Here is a 19,549-nt window from a genome sequence, read left to right on the forward strand (position 1 = left end):
TCGGCGCCCTGGTCCCAAACCAGGTGCGCCATCTGACCCACGGTCCCAACGACCGGCAGCTACTACTTTTTTCATATGGCAATTACCCTTTACGGCATCCCCAACTGCGACACAGTCAAGAAAGCCCGTACCTGGCTGGAAGAACAAGAGATCGCCTACACCTTTCACAATTTCAAGAAGGACGGCGTCAGCGCCGAACTGATCACTACCTGGCTGGCCGATGTTCCTTGGGACACGCTGGTCAACCGCAAAGGCACTACCTGGCGCGGCCTGTCGGAACAGCGCCGCAACAGCATCACGGACGGCATCAGCGCCACGCCGCTGATGATGGAACTGCCATCGATCATCAAGCGTCCGGTGCTGTTTACCGGAAAGAATACTTACGTCGGTTTTTCGGATGCGTTGTATCAAGAGATATTCAGCCAATAATCGTCACGATAATCGTCGCAAAACAGAATCACTGAACAAAAGCACCTGACATGAAAAACCCTACCGAGAGCAAAACCCTGGCGCTGGCCGAACAATTGATCGCGCTGTCGTCCGTCACGCCGCAAGACAAGGGCTGCCAGGCGATGCTGATCGATTTGCTGGAGCCGCTCGGCTTCGTATGCGAAACCATCCAGTCCGGCGATGTCACCAATCTGTGGGCGCGCAAAGGGACACAACGGCCGCTGCTGGTGTTCGCCGGCCACACCGACGTGGTGCCGACCGGTCCGCGCGAGCAATGGCAATCCGATCCGTTCCTGCCTAGCCATCGCGATGGCAAACTGTATGGGCGTGGCGCGGCCGACATGAAAACCTCAATCGCGGCGATGGTTGTCGCTGTCGAAGAATTCACTCAGGCCCATCCTGACCACGCAGGTTCGATCGGCTTCCTGATCACCAGCGACGAGGAAGGCCCTGCCACCGACGGCACAGTGGTGGTCTGCGACAAATTGAAAGCCCGTGGTGAACAGCTCGATTACTGCATCGTCGGCGAACCGACTTCCAGTTCGACCTTGGGCGACATGATCAAGAACGGCCGGCGCGGCACCATGTCGGGCAAGCTGACCGTCAAGGGCGTGCAGGGCCACATCGCCTATCCGCATCTGGCCAAGAACCCGATTCACCTGGCAGCGCCGGCGCTGGCCGAACTGGCTGCTGAAAAATGGGATGAAGCCAATGAATACTATCTGCCGACCTCCTGGCAAATGTCGAACATCCACGGTGGCACCGGCGCATCCAACGTGATCCCGGGTGAAGTGGTGATCGATTTCAACTTCCGCTTTTCAACCGCCAGCACCGTCGAAGGTTTGCAACAACGCGTGCACGCGATCCTCGACAAGCACGGCCTCGAATACACGTTGGCCTGGACGGTCGGCGGCCGGCCGTTCCTGACGCCCCGCGGCAGCTTGAGCGACGCCATCTCTTCTGCGATCAGGGAAGAAACCGGCATCAACACTGAGCTGTCGACCACCGGCGGCACGTCAGACGGCCGCTTCATTGCCCAGATCTGTCCGCAAGTGATCGAATTCGGACCGCCGAACGCCAGCATTCACAAGATCGACGAGCATGTCGAAGTGCAATTCATCGATCCGCTGAAGAACATCTATCGCCGCACGCTAGAAAACCTGCTGACGTCGCCTGCGGCTTGATCAACATCTGCGCCGCCATGGCCGCCCGCTGGGGCGGCCTTATTTGCTAACAATTTGGCAAATAACAACAAAATCAAGGCCTTAGCCGCTTAGTTTCTCGGCCAAGGCACATCCGGACAGGCATTTCCGATAAAATCCGCCTGACACTTTTGCGACTGCAACTGAACCGCTCGTTCGAACAGTTGCCGCATTCCCCTATTTTGATAATCCGCACCATGACTCCAAATTCATTCACTACCATCCGCGACCTGCTGCGCTATGCGGTTACCCGTTTCAATACTGCCGGCCTGTTCTTCGGTCACGGCAGCAGTAACGCGCTGGATGAAGCCGCCTACCTGATCCTGCACACGCTGCGTCTGCCGCTCGACAAGATTGAACCGTTCTTCGATGCGCGCCTGCTGCCGCAAGAAGTCGAAGCTGTGTTGCAAGTCATCGAAAAACGCAGTACCGACCGCGTGCCCGCCGCCTACATCACCAATGAAGCATGGCTCGGTGAATATCGTTTCTACGTCGACCAGCGCGTGATCGTGCCGCGTTCGTTCATTGCCGAACTGATTCCCGACCACTTCTCGCCATGGCTACAGGACCCTGCCGAGGTCAGCAACATCCTGGAGCTGTGCACCGGCTCCGGCTGCCTGCCGATCATGCTGGCAGATGCCTTCCCGCTAGCGCATGTCGATACCGCCGACATCTCGGCCGACGCCCTCGCCGTGGCAAAGCGCAATGTCGACGATTACGAATTGCAGGATCGCATCACGCTGATCGAATCCGACCTGTACAGCAAAGTGCCGAACAAGAAATACGACCTGATCGTTACCAACCCGCCATACGTCAACTCGGGTTCAATGGGCAAGCTGCCGCCGGAATACCTGCGCGAACCGCAGATCGCCCTGGCTGGCGGCGACGACGGCATGGATCTGGTGCGCAAGATCGTGGCCGGCGCCAAACAGCGCCTGACCGCCAACGGCATCCTCATCGTCGAAATCGGCAATGAGCGCGCATTTGCCGAAGCCGCGTTCCCTGACCTGGAAATGACCTGGGTCTCAACCAGCGCCGGCGACGACATGGTGTTCCTGCTGACCGCAGATCAATTGCCGTAAGCGCGTCGTCTTGGCCCAAACCTTTTTTCGTATGTTGTGTGCAGTCGTTGTGTCCAGTACATGCAGCTCCATCTCTACCGCCCATTTGGCACCTTTAGCAGATAGTTATTAATGATACGTTTCCAACAAGTTTCCCTGATGCGCGGCATCAAGCCTTTGCTCGATAATGTCGACGTCACCCTCAACCCGGGCGACAAGATCGGCCTTATCGGCGCCAACGGCGCCGGCAAATCAAGCCTGTTCGGCCTGCTGCGCGGGGAATTGCACGCCGACCAGGGCGAAATCGACTTTCCGTCGAAATGGCGCATGGCCTACGTAGCCCAGGAAACGCCTGCGCTGGATCGTCCCGCAATTGAATACGCGATTGACGGCGATGTCACGCTGCGTCGCCTGGAAGAAGAACTGGCGTTTCTGGAAAGCGAACCGGAAAGCAGTTCCAACGGCATCCTGATCGGCGAACTGTACAGCGCACTGGCCGACGCCGACGCCTACACCGTGCGCTCGCGCGCGGAACAGCTGCTGACCGGTCTCGGCTTTTCGCTGGCGCAGATGGATCAACCGGTAGCCAGCTTCTCCGGCGGCTGGCGCATGCGCCTGAACCTGGCGCAAGCGCTGATGTGCCCTTCCGACCTGCTGCTGCTCGACGAACCAACCAACCACTTGGACCTGGACGCCATCATCTGGCTGGAAGACTGGCTCAAGCGTTATCCCGGCACCCTGATCATCATCTCCCATGATCGCGATTTCCTGGACGGCGTGGTGAACGTCATCGTGCATATCGATGAGCGCAAGCTAAAACGCTACTCGGGCAACTATTCGTCGTTCGAACGCCAACGCTCGGCGCAGCTGGAACTGGCCGCCGGTACACTGGAAAAGCAGATGCGCCAGCGCGCCCATCTGGAATCCTTCATCAACCGCTTCAAGGCTCAGGCCAGCAAGGCTCGCCAGGCGCAAAGCCGAATGAAAGCGTTGGCCAAGATGGAAGAGCTGGCGCCGTTGCGCGCCGCTGCTGAGTTTTCGTTCGAATTCCGGGTACCGCTGAGCGCACCAAACCCGCTGCTGGTGATGGAAGACGTCAGCGCCGGCTATCGCACTGAAAGCGAAACCAGTCATGACGTCACTGAAAAAGTGATCGTCTCCGGCATCAATTTCTCGTTGCAGATCGGCCAACGCATCGGCCTGCTGGGCGTCAACGGCGCCGGTAAATCGACTTTCATCAAGACCATCGCCGAAGAGCTCAAACCGCTGCGTGGCGAGGCCCAGTTCGGCAAAGGCTTGTCGATCGGCTACTTCGCGCAGCACCAAGTGGAAATGCTGCGCCACGACGAATCGCCGCTGTGGCACATGGGGAAGATCGCGCCGACCGTGCGTGAACAGGAACTGCGCAATTTCCTTGGCAGCTTTAATTTCAACGGCACCATGGTAACCAGCTCGATCGCCCCCTTCTCCGGCGGCGAAAAAGCCCGCCTGGCGCTGGCGCTGATCGTCTGGCAGCGCCCTAACCTGCTGCTGCTGGATGAACCGACCAACCATCTGGACCTGGAAACCCGCGAGGCGCTGACCATGGCGCTGGCGCAGTTCGAAGGCACATTGGTGCTGGTGTCACATGATCGCCATCTGTTGCGCGCCACTACCGACCAGTTCATCATTGTTGCCGACGGCAAGGTAGCGCCGTTCGACGGCGACCTCGACGACTACAAGGACTGGCTGTTCAAGACCAAGCTGGCTGCCAAGAATGGCGCAGCCAATCTTACCGATGCCGCGGCATTGCCAAAAACCGGCAGCAAGGCAAAGATTGCCAGCGCCGTGGCTCCCGCAGCTGCGGTCGACAGCGCCGATCGACGTGAACAAAAACGCCAGGAAGCGGATGCCCGTCAAAAACTGGCAGCGCAGAAAAAGCCGATCGAAGCGCGTATCAAGCGACTCGACGAACAGATCGCCAAACGCAGCGCACAGAAGCATACTGTCGATACGCGCCTGGCCGATCCGGAAATCTACGACAAGGACAAGAAGAAAGAATTGGCTACGCTGCTGGCCGATCAGGCGTTTTATGCCAAGGAACTGACGCAACTGGAGGCGGAATGGCTGGAACAGCAGGAAGCGCTGGAGCAGTTGGGCAACTAACGGCAAACCAGGAGAACGATGCCGGTCGACGCCTGCCCGCCACCTTGAGCATCATCGGCGGCGGCAAGCTCGGCCGCACTCTGGGCCGTCTGTGGCACACACAGAACAGCTTTACGCTGTTCGACATCCTGAACCGCTCCGCAAGCAGCGCACAACAGGCCAGCGCCTTCATCGGCGCCGGCACCGCGACCGCATCCTATGCCGATCTGCGCCCCGCCGATGTTTATCTACTCAGTGTCAGCGACGACCAAATTGCCGCTTGTTGCGCAGCCCTGGCTGCAGCCGGCAAACTACAGTCGGGCACTATCGTATTTCATTGCAGCGGCGCGTTGTCGTCGCTGGCACTGCAGGCCGCAATCGAACATGGTGCAGCCGTCGCCAGCATCCACCCGATCCGCAGTTTCGCAGATCCGCAGCAAGTAGCCGAACACTTCGCCGGCACCTGGTGCGGCAGCGAAGGCGACGACGACGCCCTTGCCGTGCTCGGCCCGGCCTTCAGCGCCATCGGCGGGCATCTGGTGCCCATCCAGCGCGAGCAAAAGACGCTGTACCACGCTGCCGCCGTATTTGCCTCCAATTATCTGGTAACGCTGATCGATGTCGCTCAGCAAGTCTATGCCGCCGCCGGCATTCCGCCTGAACTGGCGCTGAAACTGATCGAACCGCTGCTGTCCGAAAGCGCGGCCAATGCGTTCCGACTCGGCCCGGCCACTGCTCTGACCGGCCCTATCGCGCGTGGCGATGTCACTACTGTGGCGCGCCAGCAGCGGGCGCTGCAACAGCATCAACCTCATCTCGCCGAGCTTTACCGGCAGTTTGCTGAACTGACTACCAGCCTCGCCGCACGCAAGCAAAACAACAAGCCGTAAATTGCGTAGAATCGCCAATAACTGATAATTATCTGCAATGCAAATACAATAAGTGCATATAGAGTAGAAAAACCATCATTTCACATTTGCAGGGAAGTCCGCTTAACATAGTCGTCACCACCACCTCACGAGGACCTTGAAAAACCGTAGCGAACGCTGCAAGGTTGGCAGCAGAAGTGACCACGACAGGGCGTAGCCGTACGAGAGTACGGTGAGCATCGCAGTGTCGAGATTGCAGCGTGCAGTAGGTTTTTCGTAATCCTATCCATCAAAGGGAAAAAAAATGACTACAGCACTGTCCAAACTAAGCAAGATTGCAGCGGCAATACTGATTACCGGCGTCACGCTAAATGCGTTCGCCGCCGATCTGCTGGATACCGTCAAAACGCGCGGCACCTTGAAAGTGGCGATGGAAGGCAACTATCCGCCATTCAACTTCAAGGATCAGAAGACTGGCGAGCTGACCGGCTTTGAAGTGGATGTCGCCAAATTGCTGGCGGCCAAGTTTGGCGTGAAAGCGGAGTTCACGACGACCGAATGGAGCGGTATCCTGGCGGGCCTCGGCGCCGGCAAATATGACGTGATCCTGAATCAGGTCGGCATTACCGAAGCACGTCAAAAGGCTTTCGATTTCTCCCAGCCTTACACGTACTCCAGCGCTCAGCTCATTGTCAGAAAAGACGAGAAACGCAGCTTCCCGACATTGGAGTCGCTGAAGGGCTTCAAACTCGGCTTGGGTCAAGGCACCAACTTTGAACAAAAGGCCAAGGCGGTTGCAGGGATTGATGTCAAAACCTATCCTGGCTCGCCGGAATACCTGGCCGACCTGGCCAGTGGCCGCATCGATGCCGCATTGAACGATCGCCTGCTGGTCGGCTATCTGCTGAAGAGCTCCAACCTGCCGTTGAAGGCTGGTGCGACCTTCGGCGACATCGACAAGATCGGCATCCCTTTCCAAAAAGGCAATCCGAAATTTGAAGCCGCCTTGAATAAGGCGCTGGACGATATCCAGAAAGACGGCAGCTTCAAGCAGGTTTCTTTCAAGTGGTTCGGTTTCGATGTCAGCAAAGCGCCATCAGCGCAGTAATATCGCAGTCACATGATTCGCGCTACACTTGCGTTAAACCAAACATCCCCGCCCACTGCGGGGATGTTTTTTTAAGCAAAAAAATCCGGCCCGCTTAATAGAAGACGATATGGAAATACTAGACTTGCTGCTGCAGGCAGCGCCGATCCTGTTCAAGGGCGTCGGCTATACCCTGGTGTTTGCAGTTGCATCCATGCTGGGTGGATTGCTGCTCGGCTTTCCATTGGCAATCGCACGTATCGTACCCTCGCGCTGGGCGCAATGGCCGGCCACCGCCTATGTCAGCCTGATGCGCGGCACGCCGTTGCTGGTACAAATCTTCGTGATTTATTACGGCCTGCCAAGCATCGGCATCAGTTTCTCGCCGTTGACTGCAGGTATCCTGGCGCTCAGCCTGAACGCCGGCGCTTATCTGTCGGAAAGCCTGCGCGGCGCGATCCTCGGCGTACATAACGGCCAATGGTCGGCCAGTTACAGCCTCGGCCTCAACTATGGCCAAACATTGCGCTATATCGTGATTCCGCAGGCAATCCGCATTGCGGTGCCGTCAATGAGCAATACCCTCATCAGTCTGATCAAGGACACTTCGCTGGTATCGGTCATCACCGTGACTGAACTGATGCTAGCCACCAAGGAAGTGATCGCCGTGACCTTTCGGCCACTCCCCTTGTACCTGGCCGCGGCGGCAGTCTACTGGTGCCTCAGCATATGTTTCGAACGCCTGCAGATCCGGCTGGAGCGCAAGCTGGGACAAGCGCACCGCAATTGATTTGTCGTGCTCAGAAGCGGCTCAGCAGATCGGTCTGGCTGACCAGCGGCGTGGCATCGCCAGGATCGGCTTTGCGATAGCTGCCGTCGCTGTCCATATCCCAGGCCGATGCATTGTCCTGCAAATGCACCAGCAGGCTTTCTTCAATTACGCGCCGCTTGAGCTTGCTGTCCTGGATCGGGAAAGCAGTTTCGATACGGCGGAATAAATTGCGGTCCATCCAGTCAGCGCTCGACAGCATCACATGCTCTTCGCCATCGGCGTAAAAATAAAAGACCCGGTGGTGTTCCAGGAAACGGCCGATGATGGAACGTACCTTGATGTTTTCCGACAAGCCCGGTACACCCGGCTGCAACGCACACACGCCGCGAATCAGGAGTTGGATCTTGACCCCGGCCTGCGAGGCCAGGTACAGCGCTTCGATCACGGTCGGCTCCAGCAGCGCATTCATCTTGGCGATGATGTAGCCCTGCTTGCCCGCCTTGGCCGCATCGACTTCCTTCTGGATCGCATTGAGCACATTCGCATGCAAGGTAAACGGCGATTGCCAGAGACGCTTGAGCGGCACCTGCTTGCCAAATCCGGTCAGTTGCTGGAACACGTTATGCACGTCTTCGCAGATCTTGTCGTCGTTCGTCATCAAGCCGAAATCGGTGTATAGGCGAGCGGTTTTCGGATGATAGTTGCCGGTGCCGAGATGCACATAGCGCTTCAGTTTGGTGTGCTTGGCGTGGCGCTTGCGACGCACAATCAGCAACATCTTGGCATGCGTCTTGTAGCCGAACACGCCGTACACCACATGGGCGCCAACCGCTTCCAGCTTGGCCGCCCAGCCGATATTGGTTTCTTCGTCGAAGCGCGCCATCAGCTCCAGCACCACTGTCACTTCCTTGCCGTTCTTGGCCGCTTGCATCAGCGCGCTCATCAGCGGTGAATCGTTGCCGGTGCGATAAATGGTCTGTTTGATCGCCAGCACATCCGGATCGATAGCCGCCTGTTGTAGCAGCTCCAGCACCGGTTGGAAACTTTCATACGGATGATGCAGCAGCACATCACTCTGATCGATCACGTCGAACACCGAAGCGCCAGTGACGAAGGTTTTCGGCAGCACCGGCGTATGCGGCGTGAATTTCAAGTCGGGCCGATCAACCAGATCGGGCAGTGGCATCAGGCGCACCAGGTTGACTGCGCCGTTGACCCGATAGCAATCGCCGGGGGTGAGGCCATTCTGGTTCAGTAAACGCTGCACCAGCGAAGCCGGCGTACCGTCGGCGACTTCCAGGCGCACTGCATTGCCCAGCTGGCGCGTTGGCAACTCGCCCTGCAAGGCCAGCCGCAAATCGGTAACTTCGTCCTCATCGACAAACAAGTCGCTGTTGCGCGTCACGCGAAACTGGTAGCAGCCGCCAATCGACAAACCCGGAAACAGTTCACCGACAAAGCGTTGCATGAAACTGCTCAGCAAGACAAAGCCGTAAGCATGCTTCGACAGATTCTCAGGCATCCGCACCAACCGTGGCAGCACGCGCGGCGCCTGGACGATCGCCAGTTCAGTCTCGCGACCGAAAGCATCCTTGCCGCTCAGCTTGACGGCGAAATTCAAACTTTTGTTGAGCACGCGCGGAAACGGATGGGCCGGATCCAGGCCGATCGGCGTCAGTACCGGCAACAGCTCAGTCTTGAAAAATTCATGCGCCCAGGCGGTCTGCTGTTCGTCCCACTCGGACTCTTGATAGAAGGCGATACCTTCCGTATTCAAGGCCGGCAGCAGCACCTCATTGAACAATGCATACTGCCGCGCGACCAGTTTCTGGGCGCGATCGCTGATGGTGCTATAGGCATGCTGCAGCGACATCCCATCCGGCGTCACGCCATCCACCGCGACCCGGATCTGCTCCTGCAGGCCGGACATGCGAATCTCTGAAAATTCATCCAGGTTGCTACTAGTGATGCAGACAAACCGTAGCCGTTCGAGCAACGGCACCGTCGGGTCTTCGGCTTGCGCCAGGACGCGTTCATTGAAGGCGAGTACGCCGAGTTCGCGATTGAGCAATGGAAAGGTCATGATCCGGTCGGAAGAGTGTGAGAAATTACAATGAACAAGCGCTGACGCTTACCAATATGATATTTTTGATTGTAAAGACGCAATGTGACGCGACAGTGACAAGCGACATTGGCAGTACACTCCATTGCCGTAGCAGACAACAAGCAGAAAGAGAGCATTCGTCAAGGCGCCATCATTACGGGGGGCGTAGCAGAAGGATCGCTGGCAGGCTTAGCGGTTTCAACGCTAAGTGGCTCTGGCGCACCATTTTGCCCAGTTGCGGTGGTATTGGCAGCTAGCATCGTGGTCGGCTACGCAGCAGAAAAAACAACCGATGCGTTTGACGATGAGCTTGAGGAATTCACAAGATGGAATATATGTTGAGCGAACAACGTCGGGAAGAAGCGTGGGAAGCCTTGTCAGACGCATTCGTCGATAATGATATCTGCTATGAACGGATCGCGGCGCAGGTTTCGGATATTGATCCAGTACAGCTTCAGAAGATATTTTTGAAGAAGTTGCTCCCTACTGCGTTCCCAATCTCATGTCACCGATTCCTCCGATCTGGTCCGGCTTTGACAAAGAAAAGCTAATCGCTGGCATTCGTAGCATGCAGGAAAAAAACAAACACTCCGTGATAGCCAATTTACGACACAAAGCTTTCGTCCTCTACTTGCGGAGGCATTTCAGTACAGAATGGCACGCAATTAGGAAAAAAATGACAGAGTAAATTACTCATAACCACGGCAAATACTACGTATAAAAATTCCTAGACGATTTTGTATCTTTGCAGCCCACCAAACACAAGCAAAACGGCTCGCAGAACCCAAGTTCTGCGAGCCGTTTTCAAGATACCGGCTGAAAGCGCTAATAAATCAGACCACCGTAGCCAACCCCAATGTCAGCAACAAGGCCACCACCGAAATGATGGTTTCGCACACGGTCCAGGTTTTGAAAGTTTCCGTCACGGTCATGTTGAAATATTCCTTGACCAGCCAGAAACCGCCGTCATTGACGTGCGACAGAATCAGCGAACCAGCGCCGGTTGCCAGCACCATCAGTTCTGGTCGCACGGCGACACCGCCAGCCGTGACAATAGGCGCGACAATACCGCAGGCCGTCGTCATCGCGACTGTCGCTGAGCCAGTGGCAACGCGAATCAATGCAGCGACGAACCAACCCAACAGCAATGGCGACAGATGCGCATTATTGGCCAGCTCGACGATTGCCTTGGAGACGCCACCGTCGATCAGGATGCGGCCAAAACCGGCGCCAGCGCCAACAATCAGGGTAATCCCAGCGATTGGCGCCAGACACTCGGTGGTGAATTTCAGGATCGATTCGCGATCAAAGCCACGCGCCTTGCCGAATGTGTAGAAGCTGACCAGTGTCGCAATCAGCAGCGCGATCACCGAGTTACCCATCAGACGCAGGAAATCGTTGGCAAAGGTTTTCGGCGTGAAGAACAGATCGGCCCAGCTGCCAATCAGCATCAGTGCCACAGGCAGCAGGATGGTGAAAATGGTGATACCGAAACCCGGCAGTTCGCGTTTCTTGTCTTCTTCGACGAATTGCGCGATGAGTGGATTATCAGGGTTAGGCACGACGAAACGGCTGATCAGTTTGGCAAACAACGGGCCAGCAATAATCGCCGTCGGAATGCCGACGATCAGCGCATACATGATGGTGCGGCCAATATCGGCATTGTAGGCGGTCACGGCGAACAGCGCGGCAGGATGCGGCGGGATCAGGCCATGCACTACAGACAGACCGGCAACCATTGGAATACCGACCATGATCATGTTGGTGCCAGTACGTTTGGCGACGTTGAAAGCGATCGGGATCAGCAGCACGAAACCGACTTCGAAGAATACCGGCAAGCCGACGATCAGCGCCACCACCATCATGGCCCAGTGCACCCGCTTGGGGCCGAACGCGCCGATCAGCGTGTTGGCGATCCGTTCCGCGCCGCCAGATTCGGCCATCATCTTGCCGAACATGGTACCCAAACCGACCACCAGCGCAATATGCCCAAGCGCGCCGCCAACCCCGGTTTCGTAAGATTTGACGATGCTGGCCATCGGCATGCCGACCACCAGGCCCAAGATCACCGACACAACGATCAGCACGATGAATGGATTCATCTTGAACTTGGCGATCAGCACCACCAGTGCAATCACCGCAATCACTGCATAGAGCAGCAACGTACTTCCCTGAACCATCTCCATCAAATCCTCCTTTAATCCGGTTTATTTTCTGACGCCGAAAAACCGCTGCCTGTCCGAACTTCCCACCTATTCCATCGTCGCACGCCAACTAGCTTGCCGTGGAACATATGAATATGAAAATGGGAAAAAACGATCCGGCACTATCCACATCAATTCAAAAGGGCGTCATTCTGCAACTATTTTCTATTAGTTGTCATGCATTTCCGTCTCAGCTACTGTGCTTACTTTTTATAAGCGATACAGTCGACTTCAACCTTGCAATCCACCACCATGCTCGACTGCACACAGGCACGGGCCGGCGGATTGGCGCCAAAGTATTCCTTGAATACACGATTGAACGACTGGAAATCGCGCGTGTCGTCGAGCCAGACGCCACAACGCACCACATGTTCCGGACCATAACCGGCTTCCTTCAAGATCGCCAGCACATTCTGGATGGTCTGATGCGATTGCGCGACGATGCCGCCATCGATCACTTCGCCATTCACCATCGCCACCTGGCCGGACACATACAGCCAGCCGTCGGCTTCCACCGCACGTGCGAACGGCAAATGCTGTCCACCGGTTCCGGAACCACCTTCAACACCATATCGTTTGATTGTCATCACTACCCCCAATAAAAAAACACAACAAAAATTTATACTTTCCTTTTTAAGCAACCACTGCAGGCGCCGCTGCCTGCCTTGCCAGGAAACGCCCGGCACGCAATGCAGTGGCGGCCTTTTCCGTACCGCCCAGATAGGACAAGGCGCCGTTCACCCACACCGCCTCGATACCCTCAGCCGGCTGCATCGGATCGGAAAAAGTCGCCGCATCGCGCACGGTATCAGGGTCAAACAGAACCAGGTCGGCCCAATAACCCTCACGCACCAACCCACGCTCAGTCAGGCCGAAGCGTTCGGCAGACAAACCCGTCATCTTGCGGATCGCCACCGTCAGCGGGAACAGTTTTTGTTCGCGGCTGTAATAACCGAGCACGCGTGGAAAGGCGCCCCACAGGCGCGGATGCGGCAACGGATCATTGGGCAAACCGTCGGAGCCGACCACGCTGGCCGGATGGCTCAGGATGCGATTGACGTCGTCATCCTGCATGCAGTGATAGACGGCGCCGGCCGGTTGCAGGCGGCGCGCCGCTTCCATCAGATCAACCTGCCATTCGGCGGCGATCTCAGCCAGCAGCTTGCCGCCCATTGCCGGATGCGGTTCCGACCAAGTCACCATGATGTCGATAGTGTCGGTCACCTGCTTCAGGTCGAGCGTCGATGAGCTGGCGGTATAGGGATAGCAGTCGCAACCAACCGGCTGGTAGCGTTGCGCCTGCTCCAGGGCTTCCAGCACTTCGGCGCTACGGCCCCAGTTTTCGACGCCGGCGCACTTCAGGTGCGAAATCACGACTGGCACGCGGGCATGCTTGCCGATGCGGAAAGCCTCGTCCATTGCTTCCAGGATGTCGGCAAATTCGCTGCGCAAATGGGTCGCGTAGATACCACCAGCGTTGGCCAGCGGCTCCGCCAAGGCCAGCACTTCGGCAGTCGGCGCATTGATCGCATTGCCATAGGCCAGGCCGGTACTGAGGCCCAGCGCGCCATGCGCCAGCGCTTCGCTCAACTGGGCGCACATGGCGGCGATTTCGGATTCGGTGGCGGCACGGTCGAGGCGATCCATCTGGTTGCTGCGCAAGGCCGTGTGGCCGACCAGCGCCGCCACATTGATCGATGGCTGGGCACGGTTGACGGCTTCGACGTAACTGGCGAAAGTCGGATAGCTGAACGCGCCGGCTTCGCCCAGCAGGTTCATCGGATCCGGCGGTTCCGCCTTGAGGCTGACCGGCGCCGCGCTGATGCCGCAATTACCAACCACCACGGTAGTCACGCCTTGCGACAACTTGGGCAGCATGCTGGGCGTGCGGATGACGTTGGTGTCGTCATGGGTGTGGACGTCGATGAAGCCGGGGCTAAGCACCTTGCCGCTGCCGTCTATCACCTGCAGCGCATGCCAGCTGCGCAAGGAACCATCAGTGGCGATCCGCGCGATGCGGCCACCATCGACTGCCACGTCGGCGGCAAACGGCGCACTGCCGCTGCCGTCAATCACCGACGCATTGATGATCAACGTGTCGCAATGGCGTACTTCCATGTTGTTCAAATCCATATTGGTTTCACTACTCATTTCAATCCCCCAACGGCTCGCGATTGCTGCCACCGCGATGCGCATCCAGCGTGAATTTCAGGCGCCGCAGCAACTCCTGGCTGTGATCCTTCTGTAGCAACGCCAACTCTGCCATCAGCACATCCAGCGCCATCATCATGGCGTAGCGCGACGACGACGGCTTGAAAATAAAATCGGTTTCCAGCGACTTTAGCGGCAACAGCACATCGGCCATCGCCGCCAGCGGCGAACCAAGCGCCGTGATCGCCAACAACCGCACGCCGTACGCTTTGGCGACCGCGCAGTTGGCATTAAGCTCAGGCACGTTGCCGGTGGTCGACAGGACCAGCACCACATCGTTCTTGTCGAGTGTCGCGGCCACCATTCTTTGCAACATGGCATCGTGATAGGTCGCAACCGGACGCCCTAGGCGCACCAAGCGATAACGTGCCTCATCGGACAGCATAGTCGAGCCGCCGCCCATACCAAAGGCGTAAATCATGCGCGCCTGCAGCAAGGCTTGCGCCGCTTGCTGCAATGCCTCCTGACTCAGCAAAGCGCGGTTCACTTCCAGCACTTTGTGGATATCGGCATAAATGGTGTCGACAATCTGCGGCAACTGATCTTCGGCAACTGGGCTGTCGGCCCGCAAGAAACGCTGACCGATCGCCGCCGCCTGCGCCAGATTCATCTTCAGTTCGCGCACGTCTCGGCAACCGATGGCTTTGGCGAAACGGGTAACGCTGGCTTCGCTGACGCCGGCCTGCTTGGCCAGCGTCTGGATGCTGGCGCTGGCGGCGAACGGCAAGTCGCCCAGGATCGCCTGCGCCACCTTTTGCTCAGCCAGGCGCAATTGCCCGCTGCGTTCGGCGATGCGCGACACGATATCGAATGAATGAGACATGTGCTCCAATGTCAGTCCAAGGTGCTTGGCGGGCGATCGAGTCGTATGAATGCTTCCTGCTCAATTTCCCCGCGGAAATAAACTATATTTGATGCAATTGCTGCCCCAAGGAACCTTGCATAAGAATCACCAAGGTCTTGGAAAATCTCACCATGATACTTTGTAACATGCTTTTAATATAGTAAATTCAAGGATATGATTACGTCAAACGAATTCTGACAGAGGGGCTTGAACATGAATGTTACAAACTATCACACTGATACAGCGAACCCGATCATCGATCCACTGAACAAAGGACTGGGCGCATTTCAACAAGCCTTACCCGCCACAGACGTCAAGGCCCTGAACTGGAACCTGCTGCACGAAGACCTGAGCCTGCCGACCGCAGTGCTGTATGAAGAACGCATGACGCACAACCTGCAATGGATGCAACAGTTCGTCACCGAATATGGCGTCAAGCTGGCCCCGCACGGCAAAACCACGATGGCGCCGAAGCTGTTCGCACACCAGTTGGCCGGCGGCGCGTGGGGCATCACGCTAGCTACCGCACATCAGACCCGGGTAGCCTACCAGCATGGCGTACGCCGCGTGATCATGGCCAACCAATTGGTCGGCAAACAAAACATGGCGATCATTTCCGACCTGCTGGCCGACCTGTCCTTCGATTTCTGCTGCCTGGTCGATTCAGCTGACGGCGTCGATCAACTCGGTGCGTTCTTCAAGGGTCGCAATCAAAAGCTAAACGTATTGCTGGAACTAGGCGCCGACGGCGGCCGCACCGGCGTGCGCAACGCCGAGCAGCAAACTGCCGTGCTGGATGCCATCGCGCGCTGGCCTGATCACATCGTGCTGGCCGGGGTCGAACTCTATGAAGGCGTGTTGAAGGAAGAAGCCGATATCCGCAGCTTCCTGCAACATGCGGTGGCATGCACCAAACAACTGGCCAAGGATGGCCGCTTTGCCGAACGCGCCGCCCGCCAGCCGGTGATCCTGACCGGCGCCGGTTCTGCCTGGTACGACGTAGTTGCCGACGAATTCGTCAAGACCGACATCGGCCTGCCGCTGGATGTGGTGCTGCGTCCCGGTTGCTACCTGACCCACGATGTCGGTATCTACCGCGCGGCGCAGGCACAGATCCAGACCCGCAATCCAATCGCGCGCAAAATGCGCACTGAGCTGCTGCCGGCATTGCAACTGTGGGCTTATGTGCAATCGATTCCCGAAACCGGCAAAGCCATCATCGCCCTTGGCAAGCGCGACGCCGCATTTGACGCTGGCTTGCCACTGCCTGCCGCCCACTATCGTCCTGGCAGCATCGCACCGACTGCAACGCCGGCACACTGGCAGCTGACCGGCATGATGGACCAGCACGCCTACCTGCAGATCAATGCGGGCGACGACATCAAGGTCGGCGACATGATCGGCTTCGATATTTCGCATCCTTGCCTGACCTTCGACAAATGGCGTCACATTGCCGTGCTCAATCCACAGCACGAAGTGGTCGACGTGATCCAGACATTCTTTTAATTTCGGCGGCGACAAAGCAATGACGATAGATATCCTAGCCTACGGCGAAGCAATGGTGGAGTTCAACCAGCGCGCCGACGATGCACGCATGTATTTGCAGGGTTTCGGCGGCGACACCTCGAACTTTTGTATCGCCGCAGCGCGCCAAGGCGCACTAACCGGCTATATCAGCGCGCTTGGCAACGATCATTTCGGACAGCAGCTGCGCAATCTGTGGCAGGCCGAACAAGTCGATGCCACACATGTACTCCACGATCAGCAAGCGGCCAGTGGCGTCTATTTCGTTTCGCACGACGAGGATGGCCACCACTTCGACTACCTGCGCGCAGGTTCCGCCGCCAGCCGTTACACCAGTGCGCAACTGCCGTTGCAGGCCATCGCCGACGCCAAGCTGCTGCACCTGTCCGGCATCAGCCTGGCGATCAGCGAATCGGCTTGCGATGCCGGCCTGGCCGCAATGGCGCATGCACGCAAACACGGCGTGCGTACTTCGCTCGACACCAACCTGCGACTGAAATTATGGCCACTGGAACGTGCCCGAGAAAAAATGCGTGAAGCGTTCGCGCTGTGCGATATCTGCCTGCCGAGCTGGGACGATGTCAGCATCCTGACCGGTCTCGACGACCGCGATGCGATTGTCGATGCCTTGCTGTCATACGGTATCGGCCTGGTCGCCTTCAAGCTTGGCGCCGAAGGCTGCTACGTCGCCACTCGCGAAGAACGCCGTTTAGTGCCTGCCTACACAGTTGATGCGATCGACGCCACCGGAGCTGGCGATTGCTTTGGCGGGGCCTTCATTGCGCGCCTGGCAGCTGGCGACGATCCATTAGCAGCTGCCCGTTACGCAAATGTTTGTGCGGCCCTGTCGACTACTGGCTATGGTGCCGTGGCGCCGATCCCGCTGGCTGCGCAAGTGGAAAAGATATTGGACTCGAAGTAGTCGCGGCGATTCGCATCGCATTCAGCAGGAAACAGAAAGGGCGCCGCATTGGCGCCCTTTCTATTATCCGGATACGACAAGCTGCTTGACTGCAGTCTCATCAACTTTACTGCGCTTGTGCAGCAGCTCGCCGACAATCTCGCCAAGCCGCTTTATCCCCTGTTCAATATGCGGTGAAAACGGCTGGCCGCAGCAAAGCCGCAGGAAGTGGTCGAAGCGATGTGAGTTGGAAAACATCAAGCCGGGAGCGACCTTGATCCCTTCCTGCAACGCCGCCTCGAACAAGGTTTTCGACGATAATTGCTGCGGCAGTTCCACCCACAATAGCGTGCCACCCTGCGGCATGCTGACCCGCGTGCCGGCCGGAAAATGCGTAGCGATCGCTTCGGCGGTTCGTTCGCACTGCCCCCGCAGCGTTTCGCGTAAACGCCGCAAATGACGATCGTAGGCTGACGAGCCCATGAAATCGGCGGCGGCAATCTGCGCCCACTCCTCGTTGGCGCGGGTATGCGCGAACTTGAGCATTTCAAGCCGCGCCTGCCAGCGCCCACCAATCATCCAGCCCAGCCGCATGCCCGGCGCCAGCACCTTGTTGAGCGAAGCACAGTAAATCACATTGCCGCTGCGGTCCCAGGCTTTTAACGCGGTTGCCGATGTCGTATCGGCAACCAGGTCACCATACGAATCGTCTTCGATTACAGCCATTCCATGCTGCTCGCACAGCTCGGCCAAACGCGCCTTGTGTGCATCCGGCATGATGCTGCCCAGCGGATTCTGCAGATGCGGCACCACCACCACCGCCTTGATATCGGGATATGTCTCGACCGCCAGTTGCAACGCCTCGATCGAGATGCCAGTGCGCGGACTGGTGGGAATTTCGAGAGCACGCATGCCCAGGCTTTCCAGCACCTGCAACAGCCCGTAATACGTCGGCGACTCGACGGCAATCATGTCGCCCGCCTGCGCCACGGCACGCAACGCCAGGTTGATCGCCTCAATGCAGCCGTGGGTGACAATGATTTCTTCTGGCACGACCTTGATGCCGATCCCCAGGCTGCGCTTGGCAAGCACTTGCCGAAAAGCCTGGTTGCCGTTATGCGACATCATGCTGGTCAGCACGGTCGGATGGCGCCGCAAGGCACGGATAGAAGCATTTTTCAACGCTTCCACCGCATACAGTTCCGGCGCGCAGGTGGCGCTGCTGAAATCGAACGTGACGGGTGCTTGCGCCCTTGCGCAATAACCTCCGATACCCGTTCGTGAATACCGACATATTGAGCCGGCATCGGCACAGTCGGATTCAAAAGACTTGACTCGTCGTTCAACGGCAACACCTGCCGCGCGCCTGACGCACAAAATAACCAGAGCGCGGACGCGCCTCCAACCAGCCTCCCTGCTCCAGATGGCGCAAGGCTTGCAATGCGGTCGACAAGCTGACCTGATGCTGCCGCATCAGGTCGCGCACCGATGGCATGCGGTTGCCCGGCGCCAGCGCCTTGGATTGGATCGCCGCCAGATAATGATCAGCCAGGCGCCGGTACAGTAGCGACGATGCGGGAGATGGAGACATCGATAAAGGTGTTCGGTCCATGAAGATAGTGATTGCTTGAATAGTGGGGCATCTCGGCAAAACAGAACAGATACAGAAACAACCTAATCGGACGATAACAGATAAGGCCGGCATCTATCTGTTGCGCAACAGATAGCGCTCCGCTGTGCCTGTTCCGGCGCGTCCACGACGACTACGCTGGAGACCTGTTCTTCATCAAGGAAATGGCCATGCAAACCACCGCCAGCGACGACCGCTACACCACATCCCGCATCCGGCTCGGTCGCGATCAAGCCACCATGTTCTATGCAACGCGTGGTACCGTTATTGTTGCGGAACAAGGCAATATCCTGATCTGCGAAAGCGCCAATCAATGGCTCGGCCTGACGGCTGCCGTACAGTCGCTGATTGGCACGGGGGAGTGTCACGCGTTGCAGCGCGACGGCTGGCTGCGCTTACAGGCCGTCGGCCAGGAAAGCGCCGATGGCTTGGTGATTGCCGAGATGCCATCGACTGCCCTTCCCATCTGGCTGCGTTGCTGGCATTGGTTAAACACAACGCCACCGTTAAAAGAATGACAAACAACGGCAAAGCACTTGTTGCCAGGTCGCGATCTGGCTTATTCT

16 protein-coding genes and 2 pseudogenes are annotated in these 19,549 nt (G+C 57.6%); 12 read left to right on the top strand and 6 right to left on the bottom strand.

Annotated features, from left to right (window positions below; translation table 11 throughout):
• The first annotated feature begins 75 nt into the window (after positions 1-75).
• The 7 genes from CAter10_RS14885 to CAter10_RS14915 all read left to right on the top strand — a co-directional run bounded on the left by CAter10_RS14885 (position 76) and on the right by CAter10_RS14915 (position 7,583).
• Positions 76-429 (top strand): ArsC family reductase, encoded by a 354-nt coding sequence (locus tag CAter10_RS14885; RefSeq protein WP_061534018.1) that lies wholly within the window; start codon positions 76-78, stop codon positions 427-429.
• Positions 430-479: 50 nt separating this feature from the next.
• On the top strand, positions 480-1,634 hold the full coding sequence (dapE, locus tag CAter10_RS14890) for a succinyl-diaminopimelate desuccinylase (RefSeq protein ID WP_061534019.1): 1,155 nt from the start codon (positions 480-482) through the stop codon (positions 1,632-1,634).
• 215 nt (positions 1,635-1,849) lie between these two features.
• The gene (gene prmB, locus CAter10_RS14895; protein WP_061535380.1) at positions 1,850-2,734 is read left to right on the top strand and encodes a 50S ribosomal protein L3 N(5)-glutamine methyltransferase; all 885 of its coding nucleotides are present in this window, start codon (positions 1,850-1,852) and stop codon (positions 2,732-2,734) included.
• Positions 2,735-2,845: 111 nt separating this feature from the next.
• Positions 2,846-4,858, top strand: a complete 2,013-nt coding sequence (locus CAter10_RS14900; protein WP_061534020.1) for an ATP-binding cassette domain-containing protein — start codon at positions 2,846-2,848, stop codon at positions 4,856-4,858.
• Positions 4,816-5,727: a Rossmann-like and DUF2520 domain-containing protein gene (locus CAter10_RS14905; RefSeq protein WP_082797936.1), complete on the top strand. Its 912-nt coding sequence runs from the start codon at positions 4,816-4,818 to the stop codon at positions 5,725-5,727. The genes CAter10_RS14900 and CAter10_RS14905 overlap by 43 nt, the downstream gene beginning before the upstream one ends.
• A 283-nt stretch (positions 5,728-6,010) precedes the next feature.
• Entirely contained in the window at positions 6,011-6,814 is an 804-nt protein-coding gene (locus CAter10_RS14910; RefSeq protein WP_061534022.1) for a cystine ABC transporter substrate-binding protein, read from the top strand.
• A gap of 109 nt (positions 6,815-6,923) precedes the next feature.
• Positions 6,924-7,583: an amino acid ABC transporter permease gene (locus tag CAter10_RS14915; protein WP_061534023.1), complete on the top strand. Its 660-nt coding sequence runs from the start codon at positions 6,924-6,926 to the stop codon at positions 7,581-7,583.
• A gap of 10 nt (positions 7,584-7,593) precedes the next feature.
• Here CAter10_RS14915 and ppk1 read toward each other — a convergent pair whose 3' ends face one another.
• Positions 7,594-9,648: a polyphosphate kinase 1 gene (gene ppk1 / locus CAter10_RS14920; protein WP_061534024.1), complete on the bottom strand. Its 2,055-nt coding sequence runs from the start codon at positions 9,646-9,648 to the stop codon at positions 7,594-7,596.
• 108 nt (positions 9,649-9,756) lie between these two features.
• On the opposite strand from ppk1, the gene CAter10_RS22545 reads away from it, so the two are divergent.
• Entirely contained in the window at positions 9,757-10,011 is a 255-nt protein-coding gene (locus CAter10_RS22545; protein ID WP_128083092.1) for a hypothetical protein, read from the top strand.
• Positions 10,005-10,357, top strand: a pseudogene (locus CAter10_RS24685) (DUF7079 family protein). The gene CAter10_RS22545 and the pseudogene CAter10_RS24685 overlap by 7 nt, the downstream one beginning before the upstream one ends.
• Positions 10,358-10,502: 145 nt before the next feature.
• Here the strand turns inward: CAter10_RS24685 and CAter10_RS14930 are convergent.
• From CAter10_RS14930 to CAter10_RS14945, 4 genes are all read right to left on the bottom strand, one after another.
• Positions 10,503-11,855 (bottom strand): GntP family permease, encoded by a 1,353-nt coding sequence (locus CAter10_RS14930; protein WP_061534026.1) that lies wholly within the window; start codon positions 11,853-11,855, stop codon positions 10,503-10,505.
• A gap of 221 nt (positions 11,856-12,076) precedes the next feature.
• On the bottom strand, positions 12,077-12,460 hold the full coding sequence (locus CAter10_RS14935) for a RidA family protein (protein WP_061535381.1): 384 nt from the start codon (positions 12,458-12,460) through the stop codon (positions 12,077-12,079).
• Positions 12,461-12,506: 46 nt separating this feature from the next.
• On the bottom strand, positions 12,507-14,024 hold the full coding sequence (locus CAter10_RS14940) for an N-acyl-D-amino-acid deacylase family protein (RefSeq protein ID WP_061534027.1): 1,518 nt from the start codon (positions 14,022-14,024) through the stop codon (positions 12,507-12,509).
• A 1-nt stretch (position 14,025) separates the two neighbouring features.
• Positions 14,026-14,907 carry a MurR/RpiR family transcriptional regulator gene (locus CAter10_RS14945; protein ID WP_061534028.1) on the bottom strand — a complete coding sequence of 294 codons (882 nt, stop codon included), beginning with the start codon at positions 14,905-14,907 and terminating at the stop codon, positions 14,026-14,028.
• Positions 14,908-15,141: 234 nt separating this feature from the next.
• Between CAter10_RS14945 and CAter10_RS14950 the strand changes: the two genes are divergently transcribed.
• Positions 15,142-16,434, top strand: coding sequence for an amino acid deaminase (locus tag CAter10_RS14950; protein WP_061534029.1), 1,293 nt, complete (start codon positions 15,142-15,144; stop codon positions 16,432-16,434).
• A gap of 19 nt (positions 16,435-16,453) precedes the next feature.
• A complete protein-coding gene (locus CAter10_RS14955) occupies positions 16,454-17,374 on the top strand; it encodes a sugar kinase (protein ID WP_061534030.1) in 921 nt (306 codons plus the stop codon).
• A gap of 63 nt (positions 17,375-17,437) precedes the next feature.
• On the opposite strand, the pseudogene CAter10_RS14960 reads toward CAter10_RS14955, so the two are convergent.
• A pseudogene (locus tag CAter10_RS14960) lies at positions 17,438-18,965 on the bottom strand (aminotransferase-like domain-containing protein).
• Between the two features lie 188 nt (positions 18,966-19,153).
• On the opposite strand from CAter10_RS14960, the gene CAter10_RS14965 reads away from it, so the two are divergent.
• Positions 19,154-19,501, top strand: a complete 348-nt coding sequence (locus CAter10_RS14965) for a hypothetical protein (RefSeq protein WP_061537333.1) — start codon at positions 19,154-19,156, stop codon at positions 19,499-19,501.
• Positions 19,502-19,549: the final 48 nt, after the last annotated feature.

This window comes from Collimonas arenae, from assembly GCF_001584165.1.
GTDB classification, from domain to species: Bacteria; Pseudomonadota; Gammaproteobacteria; order Burkholderiales; family Burkholderiaceae_D; genus Collimonas; species Collimonas arenae.

Bases quoted from the DNA above. Each gene is read 5' to 3' on its own strand.
- CAter10_RS14885 (WP_061534018.1), top strand. From the start codon at position 76: ATGGCAATTACCCTTTACGGCATCCCCAACTGCGACACAGTCAAGAAA.
- dapE (WP_061534019.1), top strand. From the start codon at position 480: ATGAAAAACCCTACCGAGAGCAAAACCCTGGCGCTGGCCGAACAATTG.
- prmB (WP_061535380.1), top strand. From the start codon at position 1,850: ATGACTCCAAATTCATTCACTACCATCCGCGACCTGCTGCGCTATGCG.
- CAter10_RS14900 (WP_061534020.1), top strand. From the start codon at position 2,846: ATGATACGTTTCCAACAAGTTTCCCTGATGCGCGGCATCAAGCCTTTG.
- CAter10_RS14905 (WP_082797936.1), top strand. From the start codon at position 4,816: ATGGCTGGAACAGCAGGAAGCGCTGGAGCAGTTGGGCAACTAACGGCA.
- CAter10_RS14910 (WP_061534022.1), top strand. From the start codon at position 6,011: ATGACTACAGCACTGTCCAAACTAAGCAAGATTGCAGCGGCAATACTG.
- CAter10_RS14915 (WP_061534023.1), top strand. From the start codon at position 6,924: ATGGAAATACTAGACTTGCTGCTGCAGGCAGCGCCGATCCTGTTCAAG.
- ppk1 (WP_061534024.1), bottom strand. From the start codon at position 9,648: ATGACCTTTCCATTGCTCAATCGCGAACTCGGCGTACTCGCCTTCAAT.
- CAter10_RS14930 (WP_061534026.1), bottom strand. From the start codon at position 11,855: ATGGAGATGGTTCAGGGAAGTACGTTGCTGCTCTATGCAGTGATTGCG.
- CAter10_RS14935 (WP_061535381.1), bottom strand. From the start codon at position 12,460: ATGACAATCAAACGATATGGTGTTGAAGGTGGTTCCGGAACCGGTGGA.
- CAter10_RS14940 (WP_061534027.1), bottom strand. From the start codon at position 14,024: ATGAGTAGTGAAACCAATATGGATTTGAACAACATGGAAGTACGCCAT.
- CAter10_RS14945 (WP_061534028.1), bottom strand. From the start codon at position 14,907: ATGTCTCATTCATTCGATATCGTGTCGCGCATCGCCGAACGCAGCGGG.
- CAter10_RS14950 (WP_061534029.1), top strand. From the start codon at position 15,142: ATGAATGTTACAAACTATCACACTGATACAGCGAACCCGATCATCGAT.
- CAter10_RS14955 (WP_061534030.1), top strand. From the start codon at position 16,454: ATGACGATAGATATCCTAGCCTACGGCGAAGCAATGGTGGAGTTCAAC.
- CAter10_RS14965 (WP_061537333.1), top strand. From the start codon at position 19,154: ATGCAAACCACCGCCAGCGACGACCGCTACACCACATCCCGCATCCGG.